Source organism: Caulobacter sp. GSs2 (assembly GCF_058680895.1).
In genome coordinates this window covers 2,857,861-2,876,934 of the sequence record NZ_CM178725.1, presented here as the reverse complement: position 1 = coordinate 2,876,934, position 19,074 = coordinate 2,857,861, and the positions used below count along the sequence as shown (strand labels likewise).

Here is a 19,074-nt window from a genome sequence, read left to right as displayed (position 1 = left end):
GTAGACATCTATACGGAAATCCCGTATGATTTTCCTTTATGGGGATGGAGTTTGAATGGGACGACGCCAAGGCGCAGAGCAATCTGGCCAAGCACGGCGTCCCGTTCGCCTATGCCGCCCGGGTGTTTCTTGACGCGGGGCTGATCGATTTCGATGCGTCCCGCCCCGGAGATGGCGAGCCGCGCCGCAAGGCGGTGGGCGCGATCGAGGGGCGCCTGTTTACCGTGGTCTACACATCGCGGGGCGAACGCATTCGGATGATTTCGGCGCGGCGCTGCAACCTGACGGAGGAACGACGCTATGGTCCGCTTCACCCTCACCCCGAATGAACTTCCAGCGCTGAGCGCTGATCAAAAGGCGCGCCTGGACGCCATGGACGATGCGGCGTTGAGCGCTGCGGCGGCGTCCGACGCCGACAATCCGCCCCTGACGGAGGATGAGCTCGATCGCCTGAGCGCCGCCCGTCATGTGCGTCAGGTGCGGGCCCAGACCGGTCTGAGCCAGACGCTGTTCGCCAAAACCTTCCGCATCAATGTGGCCCGCCTGCGTGATCTGGAGCAGGGCCGCACTCAGCCCGACAGCGCCGTGCTGGCCTATCTGGCCGTCATCGACAAGGAGCCCGACGCCGTGCGCCGGGCGCTGGCCAGCGCCGACTGACCTAGTCCCGCACCAGCCCGCCATCGACGACCAGGTTCTGGCCGGTGACCGCCCGGCTCCAGGGCGCAGCGAAGAACAGCACCGCGTCGGCGAACTCGGCCGGCGTCGTCACCCGGCGCAGGGGCGTGCTCTGGGCGATCAGGTCGAAGATCGCTTCCGGCGTCGCCGAGCTGGCGTCAGTGGTGCGCAGCAGGCCGCCCGACAGCATGTTGACCGTGATCCCGCCGGGGCCGAGATCGGCCGCCGCCGTGCGGGTCAGCGACAGCAGGGCGGCCTTGGCGGCGGTGTAGTCGTGATAGGGCACCACCGGGTTCTGGAACAGGTTGGTGCCGATATTGATCACCCGGCCAAAGCCGGCGTTTTCCATGGCCGGCGCCGTGGCCTGGATCAGGTTCAGCGCGCCGCGCAGCGACACGTCCAGCTGGCCCTGGAAATCCTCCCACGGGATCGACTGGATGGTCTCCCGACCATCGCCGTTGAAACTGAAGTCGCCCAGGGCGTTGTTGACCACCGTGGTCACGTGGCTGCCGAAGTGCTCGGCCGCCTCGTTGACCATGCGGCGGACGCCCTCGCGATCGCTGACATCGGCCTGGATCGCCACGGCATGGTCGCCAAGCTCCTCGGCCAGGGCGAGGGCGGCGGCTTCGCTGCGGTGATAGTTGATCACCACCGACGCGCCCTGGCCGGCGAAAGCGCGCGCGATGGCCGCGCCCAGTCCCCGGCCCGCGCCGGAAACCAGGACGATCTGTTCTTCCAGCTTCAAGCGATCAGTCCTTCATCCGCCAGGTCGCGCCGGCGGGGCCGTCCATGACCACCACGCCCAGAGCATCGAGCTCGGCGCGGATGGCGTCGGCGGCGGTCCAGTCCTTGGCGGCGCGGGCCTCGACGCGGCGCTTGAGCAGATCCTCGACCTGGGCCTTCAGGTCGTCAGAGGCGTCGCCCTCGAACCAGCTGTCGGGATCGACCTGCAGGAAGCCCAGAAGGGCGCCGGCCTCGATCAGCCGGGCCTTGTTGGCGGCGATGGCGACGGTGTCACCCGCCGTCACGGCCCGCTCGATGGCGCTGGAGACCTCGAAGAAGCAAGCGATCGCCTGCGGGGTATTGAGATCGTCCTCAAGCGCGGCGACCACCTCTTCGGGGGCCTCCATCGCCTGGTCCATCGGCACGTCCTTAGCGCGGCGAAGGGCGCCGTACAGACGGTCCAGCGCCTTGCGCGACTGCTCCAGCAGCTCCGGCGTCCAGTCCAGCGGCTGGCGATAGTGGGCGCTGAGCAGGGCCCAGCGGATCACTTCACCCGGCGTGGTCTTCAGCAGCTCGTGCGGCAGGATCACATTGCCCAGGCTCTTGGACATCTTCTCGCCGGACATATCCAGGAAGCCGTTGTGCATCCAGTAATTGGCCAGGACCGGCAGGTCATGGGCGCAACGGCTCTGGGCCAGCTCGTTCTCATGGTGCGGGAAGGCCAGGTCGATGCCGCCGCCATGGATGTCGATGGTCTGGCCCAGCGCCTTGTCGATCATGGCCGAGCATTCGATGTGCCAGCCCGGGCGGCCCGCGCCGAACGGGCTGTCCCACACCGGCTCGTTTTCCTTGGACGGCTTCCACAGCACGAAGTCGGCGGGATGGCGCTTGTAGGGCGCGACCTCGACCCGGGCCCCGGCGATCATGTCGTCCATGTTGCGGCCCGACAGCTGGCCATAGTCGGGGAAGGCCTGGGTGTCGAACAGCACGTGGCCTTCGGCGGCATAGGCCTTGCCGGCTTCAACCAGCTTTTCGATCATCGCGACGATCTCGCCGATATGCTCGGTGGCCTTGGGCTCGAGGTCGGGGCGCAGGGCCAGCAGGCCGTCAGCATCGGCATGATAGGCGGCCAGATAGCGATCGGTGATCGTCTTGATCGGCACGCCTTCTTCGAAGGCCTTCTTGTTGATCTTGTCGTCCACGTCGGTGACGTTGCGCGCATAGACCACCGCGTCCGCGCCATAGATGTGGCGCAGCATCCGGTACAGCACGTCAAACACCACCACCGGCCGGAAGTTGCCGATATGGGCGTGATTGTAGACCGTGGGCCCGCAGACATACATCGTCACCCGGCTCGGATCGGCGGGAACGAAGGCGCGCTTTTCGCGCGTCAGGGTGTCGTGGAGCTTCAAGGTCATGGGAAACGCGTCTGCCTGACGTAGCGGGAGGGTGTTGCGGAGGGCCGGGAGGGTCCCATATAGCTACTGGACACGCCGACGACACGTCATCTTTTCGACGGGTCCGGCCGTAGCTGTGAAACGGGTGGCACGCGTCATTCCAGGACGAGAGGCGTCCTGGCGCAACTCAGCCCGTGGAAAGACCCTCTCAAATCATGGACGCCCTGACCAGCGCGCGAACCCTGACCGGCCAAGAAGACGCCGCTCTTGATCTTGAAACCGCCCAGCGCCCCACCCGCGACGAGGCCATGGCCGCCGTCCGGACCCTGCTGGCCTGGGCTGGCGACAATCCCGACCGCGAAGGCCTGCTCGACACGCCCCAGCGCGTGGTCGACGCCTATGGCGAGTGGTTCGCCGGCTATGAAGGCGACCCGGCCAAGGAGCTGAGCCGCACCTTCGAGGACGTGCAGGGCTATGACGACATGGTCATGCTGCGCGGCATCGATGTGCAGAGCCATTGCGAGCACCACATGGCCCCGTTCCTGGGCAAGGCCTGGGTGGCCTATATGCCGACCGGCAAGGTGGTCGGCCTCTCCAAGCTGGCGCGTCTGGTCGAGATCTACGCCAAGCGTCTCCAGACCCAGGAGACCATGACCATGCAGGTGGCCGACGCCATCGAGGACCACCTCAGCGCCGCCGGCGTCGCCGTGCTGATCGACGCCGAGCACCAGTGCATGAGCACCCGCGGCGTCCACCACCACGACGTCTCGACCATCACCACCCAGTTCCGCGGCGTGTTCAAGACCGACAAGGTTCTTCAGCAGCGGTTCATGGATCTGGTGACGCGGAAGTAGGTTAGGCCTGCAGCTGCTCCCCCTCTGGGGGAGCTGTCGCGGAGCGACTGAGGGGGTCATCTCGGCCTAAGCCCGCTAGCCCCCTCCGGCCCTCTGGGCCTCCTCCCCCAGAGGGGGAAGACCTCCGTTGCTAAACCGCCGCCTTGATCCCCTCGCGGATCTTCGCCACGCAGGCGTCCACGGGCCGGTGCACCAGCGAGACCAGCACGAAGCTGATCAGCATCAGCAGGTACCAGGCGCCCATCTTCTCGATCCCGACCATCGTCCAGCCATCCTTCTGGCTGGGATAGATCCACGCGCCCGCGGCCGTGCCGAGGTTCTCGGCGATCCAGATGAACAGCGACACCAGCAGCAGGCCCACGATCATCGGCATGCGTCGCGGCGTCTGGTCGGGGGTGAAGACAAACCAGCAGCGCCCGAACAGCACCGCCGACAGGGCAAACAGCCCGATGCGGATATCGGGCCCGTAGTGGTGGCTAAAGAAGTTGAGATAGGCTAGGCCCGCCAGGATCCAGGTGCTCCAGAACGGCGGATAGCGGATGAAGGTGATGTCGAACAGTCGCCAGATCCGGGCGATATAGCTGCCGACGCAGGCGTACATGAAGCCGGTGAACAGCGGCACGCCGCCGATCCGCAGCAGGCTGGGCTCGGGATAGATCCACGAGCCGTGGGCGGTCTTGAAGAGCTCCATCACCGTGCCGACCAGATGGAAAATGAAGATCACCAGCGCCTCGTCCCAGCGCTCCAGTTTCAGCGCCAGCAGCGAGGCCTGGATGGCCAGCGAGGCGATGACCAGGAAATCATAGCGGGCCAGGCCCGCGTCCCTGGGCCAGAACAGGAAGGTGCCGACCAGCAAGGCCAGCATCAGGCCGCCAAACAGGCAGGCCCAGGCCTGCTTGAGCCCGAACAGCAGGAACTCATAGGCATAGCCATGCCAGCGCGACCGCCGGGCCCAGGGCCGGACCAGAACGTCCAGCGCGGCGACCTGCGCCTTGATGCGATCCTTGAGGTTCATCGATTCTCCGTCGCGCGAGGCTAGCCCAGCGGGGCCCGTCGGCGCCATATGGGGCGCATGACCGCGCCCCTCTTCCCACACGCCCATGACAAGCACGCCCTGGAACGGGGCGACCAGCTGGCCCCGCGTTTCAACGCCGACGGCCTGGTCGTCGCCGTGGCCCAGCACGCCGACACCGGCGAGATCCTGATGCTGGCCTGGATGAACGACGAAGCCTTGAAGCTGACCGTCGACACCGGGATCGCCCACTATTTCAGCCGCTCGCGCGGCGAGCTCTGGAAAAAGGGCGAGACCAGCGGCCAGCTGCAGATCGTCAGCGAGCTGCGGGTCGACTGCGACCAGGACGCCGTGCTGATCAAGGTGCGGCCGCAGGGCGACGGCGGCGCCTGCCACGTCGGCTTCCGCTCGTGTTTTTATCGGGTGATGGAAGACGGTCGGCTGGTCGAGCGGGAAGACAAGATCGCATGACCGCGCTGCAGGCCCTGCTGGCCTTCAGCTTCGCCGCCTTTCTGCTGACCATCACGCCGGGGCTCGACACTGCCCTGGTGCTGCGCACCGCCGCCACCGAGGGTCCGCGCCGAGCCTTCGCGGCGGCGCTGGGCATCGGGATCGGCTGCCTGGTCTGGGGCGTAGCGGCCGCCTGCGGGGCCGGGGCCCTGCTCACCGCGTCCGAGCACGCCTATACCGCGCTGAAATGGGCCGGCGCGGCCTATCTGGTCTGGGTCGGCGGCAAGATGCTGATGCGGCCACGCGACAGCTTTGAACCCGGCGCCATGGCCCCCACCGGCGGCGGCCTCGCCGCCCTGCGCCGGGGCCTGCTGACCAACCTGCTCAATCCCAAGGTCGGGGTGTTCTACATCTCGTTCCTGCCGCAGTTCGTGCCGACCGGCGCCAATCCCGCCACCTTCGGCGTGCTGCTGGCGGGACTGCACGTGGTCATGGGCCTGATCTGGGCCGGACTGCTGATCGCCGCCACGGCGCCCCTGGCCGGCCTGCTGCGCAAGGCCTCGGTGATCCGGGGACTGGACCGGATCACCGGCGGCGTTTTCATCGCCTATGGCCTGCGTCTGGCGCTGGAACGGCGCTAGACCCTAGCCTTCGGTCAGGGCCTCGACGCCGCCGCCCTTAGTGGGCGTGACCACGAAGCGCTTGAGCACCCGGGTCGTGTAGACCGGCTCGAAGATGGTCGAGACGGCGATCATCTCGCTGGTCGCCTTGCCATGTTCCAGGGTCAGCAGCACGAAGCCCTTGGCGCCCGGATCAGCGAACTTGACCTCGGCGTTGCGGGCCGCAAAGGCCTGGCCCAGCGGCACGCCGGGCAGGATGTCGCCATAGCCCGGCGAGGTGATCCCGGTGGCCCCGAACTCGACGGCCACCCGCTTGGCGCCCGCCTCATCGAACAGCTCATTGGCCCAGAACGAATGGCTGTCGCCAGACAGCACGATCGGATGGGCGCCGGCGCTCTTGAACAGGTCGTACAGCCGCTCGCGATCGGCCGGATAGCCGTCCCAGGCGTCGAGATTGTAGGGCAGGCCCAGGGCCGACAGCGCCACGCCCTGCAGGATGCGCTCGCGGATATAGGGCGGCAGCTTGGCCAGCATCGGCTCGAACTTCTCGCCCAGCAGGGTCTGCAGGTTGGGGCCTGCGACGCGGGCCATGACCACCTGATTGCCCAGCACCTGCCAGGCGCTGCCGGCCTTGACCGAGGCGGAGACCTGCCCGGCCAGCCACTGGCCCTGGGCCTCGCCGACCAGGCGGCGGGCCGGATCCTTCCACTTGGCCGAGAAGGCGGCCACGTCGGGCTTGCCGTCGACCACCGGCAGATCGGTGGCGTAGTCCAGTTGCTCGGACCGGGCGGTCAGGCGCGTCTCGGTCATCAGCAGGGTGGCCACGTCACCGAACTGGAACCCGCGCCAGCTGGCTTCCGGCAGGGCGCCGGCGGCCGGTTCGCGGATCGGCATCCACTCATAATAGGCCTTCAGGGCGGCGGCCTTGCGCGCGGCCCAGTCGCCCTCACCCTTGTCGGGATCATGGTTCTGGGCCCCGCCCTGCCAGCTGTCATTGGCGGTCTCGTGGTCATCCCAGACCACGATCCACGGCGCGCGCGCATGGGCGGCCTGCAGATGGGGATCGGACTTGTAGCGGGCGTGACGGCGGCGATAGTCGTCCAGGGTGACGATCTCGTGCAGCGGGTCGGGCATCCGCTGGGCGGCGGCCGGCGAGTTCATGCCGTAGTCGGTGGGCGCGCCGCCATACTCGTAGATATAGTCGCCCAGGTGCAGCACGGCGTCGACGCGCGGCAGCTTGGCGATGGCGTCGTAGGCGTTGAAATAGCCGTTCGAATAGAGCGAGCACGAGGCCACGGCCAGGACCACATCCTTGGTCGCCCCAACCGGCAGGGTGCGGGTGCGGCCCACCGGCGAGGTCACGCCATTGGCGATGAAGCGATACCAGTAGTCCGTGCCCGGCTTCAGGCCCTGGCCGTCCAGATCATGCTTGAGCGTCCAGTCGCGGCTGGCCCTGGCGCGCAGGCCGCTGGAGGCGGTGACGGGCTTCTTGAAATCGGCGTCGGCGGCGATCTCGAGCGTCAGGCGGATATCGCCGTCGGTCGGCTGCAGGGGCGTGACCCGGGTCCAGAAGATGGCGCAGGTCTGTTCCGGGTCCCCGCTGGCCACGCCGTGCTGGAAGGCCACAGGCCCGGCATAGGTCTTGTGGGGCTGGGCTGAAACCGCGCCGCCGGCGCCGGCCGCGCCGCCCAGGCCCAGAAGGGCCAGCGCCCTGCGACGATCAATGGTCATGGTGTTTCTTTCCCCGGTTCCCGGCGCCGCTTGGGCGTCTCGTGCGTTAGCGTCACAGCACAACAGGAAGATGACGCATGTCGAGTGAAAGCCTTCACATCCCCCGCGAAAAACTCAGCCGCAAGACCCTAAACCGCCACTACGCCATCACCTCGCTGATCGAGGAATTCGAGGCGGTGGACTGGTATCGTCAGCGCGCAGATGACTGCGACGACGTCGAGCTGAAGAAGATCCTGCTGCACAATGCGCGCGAGGAGCTTGAACACGCCGCAATGCTGATGGAATGGCTGCGCCGAGACGATCCCGAGACCGACGAACAGCTGCGCAAGTACCTGTTCAAGGACGGCTCGATCGCCGGCCATGAGGAAGAGGCGGTCGGGAAATAGGCGTCAGGAATTCCGCTCTGCCCGGCCAAGGCCAGGCAGAGCGGGTACCATTGTCTAGCGCTTGATCGACAGCGCCACGCCCACAAAGCGCGGCTCGCCGGCGATGAAGGTGGGGATGCCGAAAGCGTCGCCGGTGTTGCCTGCGTCCTTGATATAGTCCTGCTCGAGCAGGTTGGTCGCGAACGCCTCGATCTTGATGGCGCTGTCCTTGCTGGGTTGATAGCCGATGCGCAGGTTCATCAGGCCGTAGGCCTTCTGCTTCTCGTCCTGGATCACATCGCCCGTGGTCTGCAGCGCGGCCCGGTCGTTGGCATTGTCGAAGTAGACTTCCGACTGCCACGTATAGGTGGGGGTGATGGTGAAACGGCCGATCGGCGCGTCGAACGCCACATTGGCGCCCAGCGAGAAGCTGTCGTCCGGCGACAGACGGAAACGGTTGTCCTTGAACAGGCCGTTGCCGAAGCGGGCCTTGCTGTGCGCGTACGTGCCGAACACGGTGGCGTTGGCCGTGACCTGGAAGGTCGTCTGACCTTCAAAACCGGTGGCCGAGGCCTCGCCGGCATTGGTCGAAACGACCTGGCCGGACGGCAGACGGATCGAGGTCTGGAAGTTCTCGTAGTCATAGCGATAGACCGCGCCCTCCAGGGTCAGGCGACGATCCATGAGGGCGACCTTGGAGCCGATCTCGTAGGAGATGACTTCTTCGGCCGGGATCTCGGTGAACCGCGCCGCAGCGCCGGGAACGGTGTTGCCGCCCTGAACGACCTTGGGGCGACGGCCGGTGGCGACCGAGGCATACAGGTTGGCGTCAGGGGTAACGGCGTAGCGGCCGACGACCCGGTAGGTGATGCCGTTGTCGGTGAAGCTCTTGTACTGGGCCTGACCATTGGTGGTGGGTTGCACGAACAGGCCGCGCGGCGTGGTCGGCGTGCTGCCGCCCAGGACCGAGCCGCCATTGCCCAGGACGACGCCGTAGCCGCTTTCCTTGTCGTCATAGGTGTAGCGCAGGCCGGCGGCCAGTTCGAGCTTGTCGGTCGCCTTCCAGGTCACATCGCCATAGGCGTCATACGACTTGGTCTTGCCGTAGTTGGTGAAGGTTTCCAGGTGCTGGCTCTTGAGCGCGGCAAAGTTCGGGATCGCGTTGATGAAGGCCATGCCGGCGACGTTGGGTCGCACGAAGCCGGGGATCGCGCCGGCGCGGGCGGCGAACACCTTTTCGTTGAACAGCAGCGGAACGCGCTGGCTGCCGTCTTCCCAGAAATAGCTCAGCCCGCCAAAGGCCGTGATCGCGCCATCGGCGTCGTAGTTCAGGCGCAGGTCCTGGCTGGCCGACTTGCCCTGGGCGTCTTCAGCGAAGGTGAACAGCGGCAGCGAGAAGCCGTCGGCGTCGAAGATCTCTTCGCCCGCAAAGCGGCGGAAGGCGGTCGTCGAGGCCAGCGAGAGGGCGTCATTGATCTTGTAGTTGGCCAGGCCGGTGACACTGAACACGTCGCGTTCGAGGCCCAGCTTCTGGTCGTTCTCGAAGCCGGCCACGGTGGCCAGGGCGGCCCCGGAATTGCGGCCCAGATCGCCCAGCACCGCGCCCGTGGTCGGGTCGGTCGGCAGATAGGTCAGCGACTTGAACGAGGTGCCCGACGGGCTGTCGGACTGATAGTTGACCAGCAGGTCAGCGTCGAAACGCTCGGTCGGGCGCCAGTTCAGCGCAACGCGCACCGCCGTGGTCTGGGTGGAGTTGAAGTCCTCGCCGACCAGCAGGTTCTTCACATAGCCGTCGCGGTGCTTGATGCGGCCAGCGACGCGGATCGACAGAGTGTCGGTGACCGGAGCGTTGAACATGCCCTCGGCCATCATGTAACCGAAGTTGCCGCCCTCGACCCGAGCCGAGGCGGCATAGCCCGGACGGGCCTTGGCCTGGATGATGTTGACCGCGCCGATCAGCGCGCCGCGACCATAGAGGGTCGATTGCGGGCCCTTGGCCACTTCGACGCGCTCCAGGTCGAACAGCTCGACATAGGAGCCGCGCGACTTCGAGATCGAGACGCCGTCCTGATAGACCGACACGCGCGGCTCGTTGGTGGCCTCGCCGGAGTCGGAGGTTATGCCGCGCATCACGAAGCCGGGGTTGTTGGGCGACTGGTTCTGGACCTCGAAGCCGGGAACGAACAGCGACAGCTCCTCGAACTCCTGAACGCCCAGCATCTCGAGCGTCGAGCCCGAATAGGCGGTCAGCGAGACCGGGACGTCCATGGCCTTCTGCTCGCGCTTCTGGGCGGTGACGACGACCTGCTCGACCTGAGCGGCGTCAGCCGGCGCATCGACGTCGGCGGCGATGGCCATGGAAGCGACGCTGAGCGCCAGAACACTGGTGGCGGACATCAGCAAGGTGGTGTGGATCGCGCGCATCGATTATCCCCTTCGACGGTAAGCTGGACTAAGTTCCCGGCGGATAGGCGCCGCTCGTGTCGGATGCGCGACGAGATTGCGACGGAGCGATGAAACACCCTTGAGCCCGCTGGACGACGATACAGACGACATCGAGATAGAGGCCCAGGCGCCACAAACTGAGGCCAGGCTTGAGGTTGCGCTCACGGCGGATGACGCTGGGGAACGCCTGGACAAGATTCTGGCGACGCGATTCGAGAGCCTGTCGCGCGCGCGCCTGCAGGCCCTGATCGCCGACGGCCGGCTCAGCCTGGAGGGCCGGGTGGTGACCGACGGCTCGCAAAAGGCCCGCCCTGGCCTGTATCAACTGCAGATCCCGGCCCCAATCGCCGCCGAACCCTCGCCAGAGGACATTCCGTTGAGCGTCCTCTACGAGGACGCCCACCTGATCGTCGTCGACAAGCCGGCCGGCATGGCCGCCCACCCGGCCCCCGGCAACTACACCGGCACCCTGGTCCACGCCCTGCTGCACCATTGCCGCGGCAGCCTGTCGGGCGTCGGCGGGGTCGCGCGGCCCGGCATTGTGCACCGCCTGGACAAGGAAACCTCCGGCGTCATGGTCGCGGCCAAGACCGACGCCGCTCACCAGGGCCTGTCGGCGCTGTTTTCCACCCACGACATCGATCGTCTCTATATCGCCCTGACCCGCGGCGCCCCCTATCCGGCCCACGGCACGATCCAGACCCAGCTGGGTCGCTCGCCGCACGACCGCAAGAAGATGGCGATCCTCAAGAGCGGTGGCCGCGAGGCCATCACCCACTATCGCGTCGAGGAAGCCTTTGGCCCGGCCGACAAGCCGGTGGCGGCGCGCGTGGCCTGCCGGCTGGAGACCGGCCGCACCCACCAGATCCGCGTCCATCTGGCCAGCAAGGTCGCGCCCTGTCTTGGCGACCCGGTCTATGGCGGCGGGCCGCCCGCGGCCGGCGTGAAGGCCGTGATCGAAGAGATCGGTTTCCAGCGCCAGGCCCTGCACGCCGCCGTGCTGGGATTTGTCCATCCGATCACCGGCGAGACCCTGCGCTTCGAGACCGCCCTGCCCGCCGACATGGCGGCTCTCGAAGCGGGCCTCAAGGCGCTCTGAGACAACCGTCCCTTGCGGTCGCGTTACAAACCCGCCCTAATTCCGCTGACGGAGCGGCCTACAGCCTACAGACCGCCGCTTTCCGGAAGGCCTCATGACCTCGATGCGACCCCTGCTCGTTCTGCTGGCCGGCCTTGCCCTAGCCGGACCCGCCCTGGCCCAGACGGTCGCCGGCGAAGACGAAGTCGTCTCGACCGCCGCCCACCGCCTCGACGCCAGAACAGCGGCAGAGGCCCAGAACGCGCCCGCCGTCATCGCGCCCCCGCCCCGCATCCTGACTACCGACGAGCAGATCGCCGAGTTCCTGGCGACCTCCCCGGCGCTCGAAGGCCGCGACGGCCTGGTCGGGCTTGGACGGAGCGACGAAGAGACCACACGCAAGATCCACGGCTCGGCCGGCGTCACCGTGGGCACCGGCGGCTATCGCAGCGCCTATGTCTCGACCCTGATCCCGATCGGCGAAACCTCGACCCTGGGCCTGGCCTATTCCCAGACCGATCACGGCAACAACGCCGTCTTCCATCCCTATGACGACTATGGCTATGGCGGCCATGACCGGGGCGGCTGGAACGGCGACAGCGTCGGCCTGGGCCGGCCAGGCTATTGGGGCCGCGGCGGAAAGCAGCAGTCTCTGGCCGTTTCCCTGGCCGTCGGCGGCGACCGCCGCAGCCCACCCGATGGCTGCGCTCCGGCGTTTCGCGCCGGAGATCGTTATGTAGAGCCGCTTTGGGCAACCCAGATGCGGGGTCAGATGCGGGGCCAGGCCAGTCCCTGCGCGCCCGACGGATCGCGCTGAGCCGTTCACCCCGCCCAGGCCCACCGAAACGATCTTCTTGCGAACGCCCGTCGTTCGCGGATGTTTAATAGCTTAGCGCCATGGTTGCCTATCGGGATCTATCAGGCGTTCGCATGCAGCCGGAAATCATCGCCCACCATCACCCCGCCACGGGTACGGTGACTTATCTTGTCGTAGATCCAGCCACATTGCTGTGCGCGATCGTCGATCCCGTTCTGGATTTCGATCCCGAGACGCAGGCCACCGACACCCGTTTCGTCGATGGGATCATCGCGGAAATCCGCGCCCGCGACATGGGCCCGACCTGGATCCTGGAAACCGGCCTGCACGCCACCCACCTGTCGGCGGCCGGCCATCTGAAATATGAAACCGGCGCATCGATCTGTATCGGAGCCGGGGTGATCGAGAGCCTCAAGCGCCTGGCTCCGGCCATGGGCGAGGACGGCGTCGACCTCGAAGGCTGGGACTTCGACAAGCTGGCCCAGGACGGCGAAGTCATGCCGATGGGCGGGCTGGAAATCACCGCCCACACCGTCACCGGTCGCCTGCCCGGCGCCGTGGCCTATCAGATCGGCGACGTGGTCTTCACGGGCGACGCCCTGCTCGCCCCTGACCTGGGCTCGGGCCGCTGCGACCTGCCCGGCGCCGACGCCGAGGGTCTGTACGCCGCCGCCCGCCGCTTTCTCTCGCTGCCAGACGACACCCGCCTGCTGGCGGGCTGGGAAGACGCCGCCGGCCGGGCCGCAACCACCGTAGCCCAGCAGCGGGCCGACAATGTCCAACTCCAGGACGGCATCGACATGGCCGCCTTCACGGCCTTGCGCGGCGCCGCCGACGCGGCCCTGGCGCCGGCGCCCTATCCCGCCCAGGCCCTGCGCGTGGCGATCCGCTCCGGCAAGCTGCCGCCAGAGGGCGAAGACGGCCGCCGCTTCCCGCCGACCGATATCAGTTCCTTTTAGAAACGACCTTGCGTCGGGCCTGGATCGCCAGCCAAACGGTTCGCAAACGCGATGTTCCGCGCGAAGCCCGCCTGGCCCATGGCGGTCGTCAGACCCCGGTCTGGGACGCGCCAGTCACCGCTGAAGCGACGGACAAGACCATCGCGCTTTTCCGCTGAACCCAGATGGTTTTGCACCCCAGGGCGTGACCGCGAGAGAAAGCCTGCGACAGGGACTTGCGTTCCCGCGACGACACCGCTAGGTATCGCGCCCTCGACCTCGGGCCCTCTCAAAAAGGGCTCACAAACGGCGCCTGGAGAGGTGGCAGAGTGGTCGAATGTACCGCACTCGAAATGCGGCGTGCCTGGAAGGGCACCGTGGGTTCGAATCCCACCCTCTCCGCCACCACCCCATCCCAGTCAGTGCCAGAACGCCCCCGGGCGTCCCGCAAATCCCTGAACCATAAGGGATAATCGCGAAAACGTGTTTCGACACGTCTCACGCGATCCAACACGCTCCGAGTCTCATTTGTGGGACGAAGTGTGGGACAAAATGGCCCGACTTTGGGAACGCCTAACGGCGCTGCAGGTCAAAAGGACGACACGGCCGGGAATGCACCCGGACGGTGGCGGCCTCTATCTGATGGTCCAGAAGGGCGGCGGTAAGTCCTGGGTCTATCGCTACATGCTCCAGGGCCGCGCCCGCGAGATGGGGCTAGGTCCGGCCCATACGATCAGCTTGTCGGAAGCGCGCGCAATGGCGCGCGACGCCCGCCGCCTGAAGTTCGACGGCATCGACCCGATTGAGCAACGTCAACTGGCTCGCACACGCTCCACGTTGGAAGCCGCCAAGGGCTTCACGTTCAAGCAGGCGGCGTCCGCCTATATCCGCGCGAACAAGGCCGGTTGGCGCAACGAGAAGCACGCCCAGCAATGGGAGAGCACGCTGACGACCTACGCCGATCCGATTTTCGGAAGTCGCGGCGTCTCGGATATCGACACCGGCATGGTCCTGGCTGTCTTGGAGCCGATCTGGTCCACCAAACCCGAGACCGCCAGCCGGGTGCGAGGCCGCGTCGAGGCGGTGCTCGATTGGGCGACCGCCAGAGGGCTGCGCGAAGGCGAGAACCCGGCGCGCTGGAAGGGGCACCTTGAAAAGCTGCTGCCGGCGAAGTCGCGCGTCCATAAGGTCGAGCATCACGCCGCCCTGCCCTACGCCGAGTTGAGCGCATTCATGGCTGCGCTGAAGGACCAACCCGGCGCCGGGGCGCGGGCTCTTGAATTCACGATCCTCACAGCCGCCCGCACCGGAGAGGTCATCGGCGCCGAATGGAACGAGATTGATCTCGCCGGCCGCGTCTGGATTATCCCGGCCGACCGAATGAAGGGGCGCAAGGAACACCGCGTTCCACTCACGGCGCCCTTGATAGAGATCCTTGAAGGGCGGAAGGCGGACTACGCCGCCGTGATCCGGCGCGTTCTCGAATCCAAAAGGCAGCCTATTCCAGACGATATACCACCCGTCGGCCCCCTCTTCTGGGGCACGCTGTTTGGCAAGAAGCTTAGCAACATGGCGATGCTGGCGGTGCTGAAGCGAATGAAGCGCGAAGACCTCACCGCCCATGGCTTTCGTAGCACCTTTCGCGATTGGGCCGCCGAGACCACCGAGTATCGAAGCGAGATTGTCGAGATGGCCCTCGCCCACACGATCGGGAACAAGGTCGAAGCCGCTTACCGGCGCGGCGACCTATTCGAAAAGCGCAAACTGCTGATGGACGACTGGGCCGTCGCCGCTGGGCGCGCACAGCGGGCGGCGAAGCCTGCCCCAGGCGCACAAAGTGTGCCTCAAACCCACTCCGCCTGATCAGCTCCGGCTGTTCGTCACACGCTTACTAAAGGCGTATCCGGGATCCGCGAACCACAAGCGATCTAGTGAAAGGTGGGGTTATCGCTATGCACCTTGTGAAAGGCCGCGCGCCGCATCGCTTTTCATAAATGGCAATGACACGCTGCCCCCTACCTGTGCGGCGATCCACTCGAAAACGCCAACTTCTGGCGGACCGCCGCCGCAAGCGGCGAGCAGGGTCTGCCTCATAGATCGGGATGGATCTCGACCCGCTTTCGTTCGTTTCGTTTATTGCGTTTAATTCGATTAAGGGGTACAACCCGTCCTCAACCGGGAGCACCAAAATGACTATGCCTGCATTCGCCAAGGAGCTTGGCGATAGGCTTCCGTCTGCCGATGAGCGCGCCGCCGCCAACCAACTTCGCAAGATCCTGGCGGCGCAAGCGACCGGCGAAGCCGAATCCACGCTACGTCTTCTCCAAGAAGATAAGACGACCTCTGAGGTCGTGCTCACTCCGGCGCTTTCGCGCCTGCTGATGGAGGTGCTTCGTCACGTCGGGCGTGGCGATGCGGTGACGCTCGTGCCCGTCAGCCAAATGCTGACGACGCAACAAGCCGCTGACATCTTGAATGTGTCGCGCCCTTACCTTGTCGGCCTCCTAGACAAGGGCGAGATCGCCCATTCCCTCGTTGGACGGCATCGCCGGATCAAGGCTGAGCATCTCTTCGACTACAAGCAAGGGCGCGACGGAAAACGAGCCGCCGCGCTTTCGGAGCTGGCTGCCCTGGATGCGGAGCTTCTGTAGTCCGTGTTCGCCAACCGCTTCACCGCACTCGTAGACGCCTGCTGTTTGGCAGGCACGCTAAAGCGGAATCTGCTTCTGACACTTGCCGAAGCGGACTTCTTTCGGCTGCGCTGGTCGCAGGCCATTCTCGACGAAACGGAAAGAGCGATCGAACGCATTCTCGTCGGCCGAGGCGTGGCGGACGCGGCGGAGCGCGCGCGCCGCGCGCGCGGCGCGATGGAGATTGCATTCGAGGAAGCCGACGTCGGTGACTACCAGAGCATGCTTTGCGCCTGTGATACCCTGCCCGACCCCGGCGACGCCCATGTTCTTGCCGCCGCGCTGAAGACGCGCGCGGCGATCATCGTCACCGATAACCTGAAAGACTTTCCGGCCGACATTCTGGGGCCATTGAATCTTGAGGCGCGCTCAGCCGACGATTTTATCGCCGATACGATCGCGCTTGATCCCGGTCGCGCCGTGGCCGCAGTGCGTACGATGCGCGAGCGCTTCAAGCGACCCGAGAAGACCGCCGAGGTCTTGCTCCTCGACATGGAAGCCGAGGGCCTGACCGAAACCGTCGATGTCCTTCGACCCCATGTTGCCTCGCTATAGCTGCGGCCTCGTCGAGTCATTCCGCGCTGCGGGAAGGTGAAGGCCTAGCTAGCCTCGTGTCGATATCCAGATGGGTCAGAGATCCAGCGATTGATCGACGACTCCCGCCACCCCGCGCCATGAGCGCTGATCGCAACCTGTTTGGGGAACGAGCCTTCACTGATCTTCCGATAGAGGGTCGATCGGCTAAGACCCGTGCGCGCAAGCACGGTCTTGAGGCGGACTATGCGGTCGAGGTCGGCCATCGTTGCAAGCTCCACAGACTGGGATCTCAAGGCATTCGATGAGCCAGAATTGGATCGGTGAGCGGCGGCCGCAAGGCCTCGCGGGGCCAAAGGGTACGGAAGCGTACTAAGACAGGCTCTAGGCGCCCTCTAGCGTAGGCTCAACACGCCCGGCCGGTGGTAGCGCTCTGATGATGTTGGCGGCGGTCCGCTGCGGCGCGCGCGTTACTTCTTCAGCCGCACGCCTGGACCAGCCGCGTCGTCTGCCGAAATGAATATTACACCAGCGTCGTCCAGGGCCTTTCTCACGGCCTCCACGTTGCCGGCGGATCGTTGGCCGGGTCCAGATGGCCCCTCCATACGTCGGATACTCATCATGGAGAGACCAGCAGCTTCAGCGAGCTGAGGCTGGGACCATTCCAGGAGAGCGCGCGCGGCCCTGATCTGCGAAGCGGTGAGGAGCATATAGAACATTTCATGTTCCGAAGAGAACATTTTCTGTTGCTTCGGTGCGTTATGACGTGGTACGACACTGTTCTTACGTGAACAGAAAGGTTCAGGCCATGGACTCGCGCCGCAAGGCGGAGAGTGCGGACGTGCGCGCGCCGCAGCTATCACGGCGCGCTGTGCTCGCTGTCGGCTCCGCAGCACCCTTTGTGGCTGGGGGCACGATCGCAGCTGATACTGACCCGTCAGTCGCCATCTGCCACCGCTGGCTCGCCATCGACGCCGAACAACGGCGTCTCCAGTTAGAGTGGGGCACGCTCGAAGGCCGGCTGATGACCAAGCACAACTGGTATCAGCTGTTACCGAACCAGCGAGCAGCGATCCCCGAAGGCGCCAGGCTTGCCGAAATCGATGCTCGGCTCGACGTGCTGGAGATCGAGGGGCACGCCCTCCTGAAGGCCATGCGGCCGAAGCCTGCAAAGAGCGTCGAGGCGGTTGTCGCCAACTTGTCGGTGGCGGCCCGCCTAATCTTCGCAGAAGACCATCCCGAAGCCCATGGCCTGATCACCCGCGCGGTCCGCGACCTCACGGCTTTCTCCTCCGGTGGCAAGTGACCCTCCGGGTTGCCCGGCGACACGACGGCGCTGACCGCCCGCTGGCGGCGACGTTCCGCCGTAACGCGGCCGGCTTCCACGAAGCGGCCGAGGCGGCGCTGCCGCGACATCCCGAGGCAACCCGCTACTTCCTGGCCATCGCGATCGAACTGGCGCTGAAGGCGCACCTGCTGCACCGAGGGATCAGCGACGACTGGAACCGCGTCTATCTCCGCCACGACCTGAGCAAGGCGTTGAGGTTCGCGCGGCGCGCGGGGTTCAACGGTGCCCCAGCGGCCCTTCCAAAATTGGCCGCGCTTCTCGGCCCCTATTATCAAGTCCACGCCATCTCGCGGATGCCGCCGGAGACCATCGCATCGGTCTGCTGGTCGCAGGCCTGCACGACGGTTCGCGATCTGATCAATGCCGTTGTCGAGGCCGCCAGGCGCGAAGCTTCCGATCATGAAGGCGCCGCGTGATGGCGCCCCTCCGCAGGCCTTGGCCGCTCGTGGTCAGCCAGTGGTGGCGGTGGCGACATCCTGATCTCTGGCGCGGCCGTGTCTTCGATCCGCACAACGCCCAGCAAGTCATGTCCTACGCCGTGCTCCGCCTTCGGCGGGAGACGCGGGACGTCTTCCTGATCAATCAGATTGAGGCGCTCGACTACGCGCTGATCGCTCGCCCTCTGGGGCTCTCCATTGACAACGTTCAGGCGCGCCTGGCCGACGCGCTCTGCGAGATTTCCCGCACGGTCGATCTGATCGAGCGCGTCCGGCCTAAGCCCATCAACCCGTCCAATGCGGAGCATCCCGATGTCTGACGACAAGGAGCCGTTCGCCGTTTCCCGGCGCGTCGTCATAGGCGCCGCCAGCGCCGCGCCGATGGTGGCCGGGGCCGGTGGCGCCGCAGTCCCGGACGCGGCCGTTGCCCGATGCGTCGAGTGGCTGGCGCTCGACGCGGAGATCGACCGTCTGGGTCTGCGCTGGTCGGATCTGGAGACAATCCTCGTGCGTCAGAAGCGATGGGAGCGGATGACGCCCGAGGAGCGTGGGGAATTGTTGCCCTCCGAAGAGATGGACGCCATCGACGAGCAGTTAAAGCCGCTGTTCGACCAACGCGAGGCATGGCTCGAAGCCCTGCCCAAGGTTCGCGCGCGCGACCTGCACGGTGTCGTCGCCAAGCTGGAAGTGGCGCTACAGGTCATGGCCCATCAGCAGGGCGACGGGTACGACCTCTTCAAGGCGACGATGGACGAGCTGCGCACCGCGCGCTGTCCGAACTGCGGGGCGCCCGTTTGCAAGCGCTAGCCGCGCCACCCACAGCAACCGCCTTTCCTATCCCAACCTGCGGGAGCCAGGACCGGAACGGTCGGTGCTCGCCCTGGAGCGCTTGGAGAGCCTCTGCCGGGCGGGATGGTGCGGGTCAAGGGCGGCTTCGCCGTCGCTCCGCGATGCGCCCGC

The 19,074-nt window shown here is 66.1% G+C and carries 23 protein-coding genes and 1 tRNA gene; 18 read left to right on the top strand and 6 right to left on the bottom strand.

Annotated elements, in window-relative coordinates; all coding sequences use genetic code 11:
• Positions 1-38: 38 nt before the first annotated feature.
• Positions 39-329, top strand: a complete 291-nt coding sequence (locus ACW17Z_RS14035) for a BrnT family toxin (protein WP_492056452.1) — start codon at positions 39-41, stop codon at positions 327-329.
• Complete coding sequence (locus tag ACW17Z_RS14030; RefSeq protein WP_419318792.1) at positions 301-657, top strand: helix-turn-helix domain-containing protein; 357 nt, start codon at positions 301-303, stop codon at positions 655-657. The genes ACW17Z_RS14035 and ACW17Z_RS14030 overlap by 29 nt, the downstream gene beginning before the upstream one ends.
• Before the next feature lies 1 nt (position 658).
• On the opposite strand, the gene ACW17Z_RS14025 is transcribed toward ACW17Z_RS14030, so the two are convergent.
• A complete protein-coding gene (locus ACW17Z_RS14025; RefSeq protein WP_492056451.1) occupies positions 659-1,420 on the bottom strand; it encodes a 3-oxoacyl-ACP reductase in 762 nt (253 codons plus the stop codon).
• Between the two features lie 4 nt (positions 1,421-1,424).
• Positions 1,425-2,816 carry a cysteine--tRNA ligase gene (gene cysS / locus ACW17Z_RS14020; protein WP_492056450.1) on the bottom strand — a complete coding sequence of 464 codons (1,392 nt, stop codon included), beginning with the start codon at positions 2,814-2,816 and terminating at the stop codon, positions 1,425-1,427.
• Between the two features lie 194 nt (positions 2,817-3,010).
• Here cysS and folE point away from each other — a divergent pair, with 194 nt between their 5' ends.
• Complete coding sequence (gene folE, locus ACW17Z_RS14015) at positions 3,011-3,649, top strand: GTP cyclohydrolase I FolE (RefSeq protein WP_492056449.1); 639 nt, start codon at positions 3,011-3,013, stop codon at positions 3,647-3,649.
• A 130-nt stretch (positions 3,650-3,779) separates the two neighbouring features.
• Here the strand turns inward: folE and ACW17Z_RS14010 are convergent, their stop codons facing one another.
• Complete coding sequence (locus ACW17Z_RS14010; protein WP_492056448.1) at positions 3,780-4,664, bottom strand: DUF817 domain-containing protein; 885 nt, start codon at positions 4,662-4,664, stop codon at positions 3,780-3,782.
• A 57-nt stretch (positions 4,665-4,721) separates the two neighbouring features.
• Between ACW17Z_RS14010 and hisI the strand changes: the two genes are divergently transcribed.
• A complete protein-coding gene (hisI, locus tag ACW17Z_RS14005) occupies positions 4,722-5,132 on the top strand; it encodes a phosphoribosyl-AMP cyclohydrolase (RefSeq protein WP_492056447.1) in 411 nt (136 codons plus the stop codon).
• Positions 5,129-5,752 carry a LysE family translocator gene (locus tag ACW17Z_RS14000; protein ID WP_492056446.1) on the top strand — a complete coding sequence of 208 codons (624 nt, stop codon included), beginning with the start codon at positions 5,129-5,131 and terminating at the stop codon, positions 5,750-5,752. The genes hisI and ACW17Z_RS14000 overlap by 4 nt, the downstream gene beginning before the upstream one ends.
• A 3-nt stretch (positions 5,753-5,755) precedes the next feature.
• On the opposite strand, the gene ACW17Z_RS13995 is transcribed toward ACW17Z_RS14000, so the two are convergent.
• On the bottom strand, positions 5,756-7,462 hold the full coding sequence (locus ACW17Z_RS13995) for an alkaline phosphatase D family protein (protein ID WP_492056445.1): 1,707 nt from the start codon (positions 7,460-7,462) through the stop codon (positions 5,756-5,758).
• A gap of 77 nt (positions 7,463-7,539) precedes the next feature.
• Between ACW17Z_RS13995 and ACW17Z_RS13990 the strand changes: the two genes are divergently transcribed.
• Complete coding sequence (locus tag ACW17Z_RS13990) at positions 7,540-7,848, top strand: ferritin family protein (RefSeq protein WP_492056444.1); 309 nt, start codon at positions 7,540-7,542, stop codon at positions 7,846-7,848.
• Between the two features lie 54 nt (positions 7,849-7,902).
• Here the strand turns inward: ACW17Z_RS13990 and ACW17Z_RS13985 are convergent, their stop codons facing one another.
• Positions 7,903-10,251 (bottom strand): TonB-dependent receptor, encoded by a 2,349-nt coding sequence (locus tag ACW17Z_RS13985; RefSeq protein WP_492056443.1) that lies wholly within the window; start codon positions 10,249-10,251, stop codon positions 7,903-7,905.
• A gap of 136 nt (positions 10,252-10,387) precedes the next feature.
• On the opposite strand from ACW17Z_RS13985, the gene ACW17Z_RS13980 reads away from it, so the two are divergent.
• The 8 genes from ACW17Z_RS13980 (at position 10,388) to ACW17Z_RS13945 (ending at position 16,350) form a co-directional block, all read left to right on the top strand.
• Complete coding sequence (locus ACW17Z_RS13980; protein ID WP_492058536.1) at positions 10,388-11,371, top strand: RluA family pseudouridine synthase; 984 nt, start codon at positions 10,388-10,390, stop codon at positions 11,369-11,371.
• A gap of 94 nt (positions 11,372-11,465) precedes the next feature.
• Positions 11,466-12,167: a hypothetical protein gene (locus tag ACW17Z_RS13975; protein WP_492056442.1), complete on the top strand. Its 702-nt coding sequence runs from the start codon at positions 11,466-11,468 to the stop codon at positions 12,165-12,167.
• A gap of 113 nt (positions 12,168-12,280) precedes the next feature.
• Positions 12,281-13,126: an MBL fold metallo-hydrolase gene (locus tag ACW17Z_RS13970; RefSeq protein WP_492056441.1), complete on the top strand. Its 846-nt coding sequence runs from the start codon at positions 12,281-12,283 to the stop codon at positions 13,124-13,126.
• 8 nt (positions 13,127-13,134) lie between these two features.
• Positions 13,135-13,284, top strand: coding sequence for a hypothetical protein (locus ACW17Z_RS13965; protein ID WP_492056440.1), 150 nt, complete (start codon positions 13,135-13,137; stop codon positions 13,282-13,284).
• Positions 13,285-13,420: 136 nt separating this feature from the next.
• A tRNA-Ser gene (locus tag ACW17Z_RS13960) sits at positions 13,421-13,510 on the top strand.
• A 207-nt stretch (positions 13,511-13,717) separates the two neighbouring features.
• The gene (locus tag ACW17Z_RS13955; RefSeq protein ID WP_492056439.1) at positions 13,718-14,968 is read left to right on the top strand and encodes a tyrosine-type recombinase/integrase; all 1,251 of its coding nucleotides are present in this window, start codon (positions 13,718-13,720) and stop codon (positions 14,966-14,968) included.
• Between the two features lie 239 nt (positions 14,969-15,207).
• Positions 15,208-15,756 (top strand): helix-turn-helix domain-containing protein, encoded by a 549-nt coding sequence (locus ACW17Z_RS13950; RefSeq protein ID WP_492056438.1) that lies wholly within the window; start codon positions 15,208-15,210, stop codon positions 15,754-15,756.
• 3 nt (positions 15,757-15,759) lie between these two features.
• Positions 15,760-16,350, top strand: a complete 591-nt coding sequence (locus ACW17Z_RS13945) for a PIN domain-containing protein (protein WP_492056437.1) — start codon at positions 15,760-15,762, stop codon at positions 16,348-16,350.
• Positions 16,351-16,394: 44 nt separating this feature from the next.
• Here the strand turns inward: ACW17Z_RS13945 and ACW17Z_RS13940 are convergent, their stop codons facing one another.
• Positions 16,395-16,595 carry a helix-turn-helix transcriptional regulator gene (locus ACW17Z_RS13940; RefSeq protein ID WP_492056436.1) on the bottom strand — a complete coding sequence of 67 codons (201 nt, stop codon included), beginning with the start codon at positions 16,593-16,595 and terminating at the stop codon, positions 16,395-16,397.
• Positions 16,596-17,137: 542 nt separating this feature from the next.
• On the opposite strand from ACW17Z_RS13940, the gene ACW17Z_RS13935 reads away from it, so the two are divergent.
• From ACW17Z_RS13935 to ACW17Z_RS13920, 4 genes are read left to right on the top strand one after another with little or no spacing between them, the layout of a single operon-like run.
• Positions 17,138-17,635 carry a hypothetical protein gene (locus ACW17Z_RS13935; protein WP_492056435.1) on the top strand — a complete coding sequence of 166 codons (498 nt, stop codon included), beginning with the start codon at positions 17,138-17,140 and terminating at the stop codon, positions 17,633-17,635.
• Entirely contained in the window at positions 17,632-18,093 is a 462-nt protein-coding gene (locus ACW17Z_RS13930; RefSeq protein ID WP_492056434.1) for a hypothetical protein, read from the top strand. The genes ACW17Z_RS13935 and ACW17Z_RS13930 overlap by 4 nt, the downstream gene beginning before the upstream one ends.
• The gene (locus ACW17Z_RS13925) at positions 18,093-18,434 is read left to right on the top strand and encodes a sigma factor-like helix-turn-helix DNA-binding protein (protein WP_492056433.1); all 342 of its coding nucleotides are present in this window, start codon (positions 18,093-18,095) and stop codon (positions 18,432-18,434) included. The genes ACW17Z_RS13930 and ACW17Z_RS13925 overlap by 1 nt, the downstream gene beginning before the upstream one ends.
• Complete coding sequence (locus ACW17Z_RS13920) at positions 18,427-18,921, top strand: hypothetical protein (protein ID WP_492056432.1); 495 nt, start codon at positions 18,427-18,429, stop codon at positions 18,919-18,921. Before ACW17Z_RS13925 ends, ACW17Z_RS13920 begins: the two co-directional genes overlap by 8 nt.
• The last annotated feature ends 153 nt before the right edge of the window (positions 18,922-19,074 follow it).

Excerpts from the sequence above, each read along its gene's own strand:
- ACW17Z_RS14035 (WP_492056452.1), top strand. The coding sequence starts at position 39 with ATGGGGATGGAGTTTGAATGGGACGACGCCAAGGCGCAGAGCAATCTG.
- ACW17Z_RS14030 (WP_419318792.1), top strand. The coding sequence starts at position 301 with ATGGTCCGCTTCACCCTCACCCCGAATGAACTTCCAGCGCTGAGCGCT.
- cysS (WP_492056450.1), bottom strand. The coding sequence starts at position 2,816 with ATGACCTTGAAGCTCCACGACACCCTGACGCGCGAAAAGCGCGCCTTC.
- folE (WP_492056449.1), top strand. The coding sequence starts at position 3,011 with ATGGACGCCCTGACCAGCGCGCGAACCCTGACCGGCCAAGAAGACGCC.
- ACW17Z_RS14010 (WP_492056448.1), bottom strand. The coding sequence starts at position 4,664 with ATGAACCTCAAGGATCGCATCAAGGCGCAGGTCGCCGCGCTGGACGTT.
- hisI (WP_492056447.1), top strand. The coding sequence starts at position 4,722 with ATGACCGCGCCCCTCTTCCCACACGCCCATGACAAGCACGCCCTGGAA.
- ACW17Z_RS14000 (WP_492056446.1), top strand. The coding sequence starts at position 5,129 with ATGACCGCGCTGCAGGCCCTGCTGGCCTTCAGCTTCGCCGCCTTTCTG.
- ACW17Z_RS13995 (WP_492056445.1), bottom strand. The coding sequence starts at position 7,462 with ATGACCATTGATCGTCGCAGGGCGCTGGCCCTTCTGGGCCTGGGCGGC.
- ACW17Z_RS13990 (WP_492056444.1), top strand. The coding sequence starts at position 7,540 with ATGTCGAGTGAAAGCCTTCACATCCCCCGCGAAAAACTCAGCCGCAAG.
- ACW17Z_RS13985 (WP_492056443.1), bottom strand. The coding sequence starts at position 10,251 with ATGCGCGCGATCCACACCACCTTGCTGATGTCCGCCACCAGTGTTCTG.
- ACW17Z_RS13975 (WP_492056442.1), top strand. The coding sequence starts at position 11,466 with ATGACCTCGATGCGACCCCTGCTCGTTCTGCTGGCCGGCCTTGCCCTA.
- ACW17Z_RS13970 (WP_492056441.1), top strand. The coding sequence starts at position 12,281 with ATGCAGCCGGAAATCATCGCCCACCATCACCCCGCCACGGGTACGGTG.
- ACW17Z_RS13955 (WP_492056439.1), top strand. The coding sequence starts at position 13,718 with ATGCACCCGGACGGTGGCGGCCTCTATCTGATGGTCCAGAAGGGCGGC.
- ACW17Z_RS13950 (WP_492056438.1), top strand. The coding sequence starts at position 15,208 with ATGGATCTCGACCCGCTTTCGTTCGTTTCGTTTATTGCGTTTAATTCG.
- ACW17Z_RS13940 (WP_492056436.1), bottom strand. The coding sequence starts at position 16,595 with ATGGCCGACCTCGACCGCATAGTCCGCCTCAAGACCGTGCTTGCGCGC.
- ACW17Z_RS13935 (WP_492056435.1), top strand. The coding sequence starts at position 17,138 with ATGGACTCGCGCCGCAAGGCGGAGAGTGCGGACGTGCGCGCGCCGCAG.
- ACW17Z_RS13925 (WP_492056433.1), top strand. The coding sequence starts at position 18,093 with ATGGCGCCCCTCCGCAGGCCTTGGCCGCTCGTGGTCAGCCAGTGGTGG.
- ACW17Z_RS13920 (WP_492056432.1), top strand. The coding sequence starts at position 18,427 with ATGTCTGACGACAAGGAGCCGTTCGCCGTTTCCCGGCGCGTCGTCATA.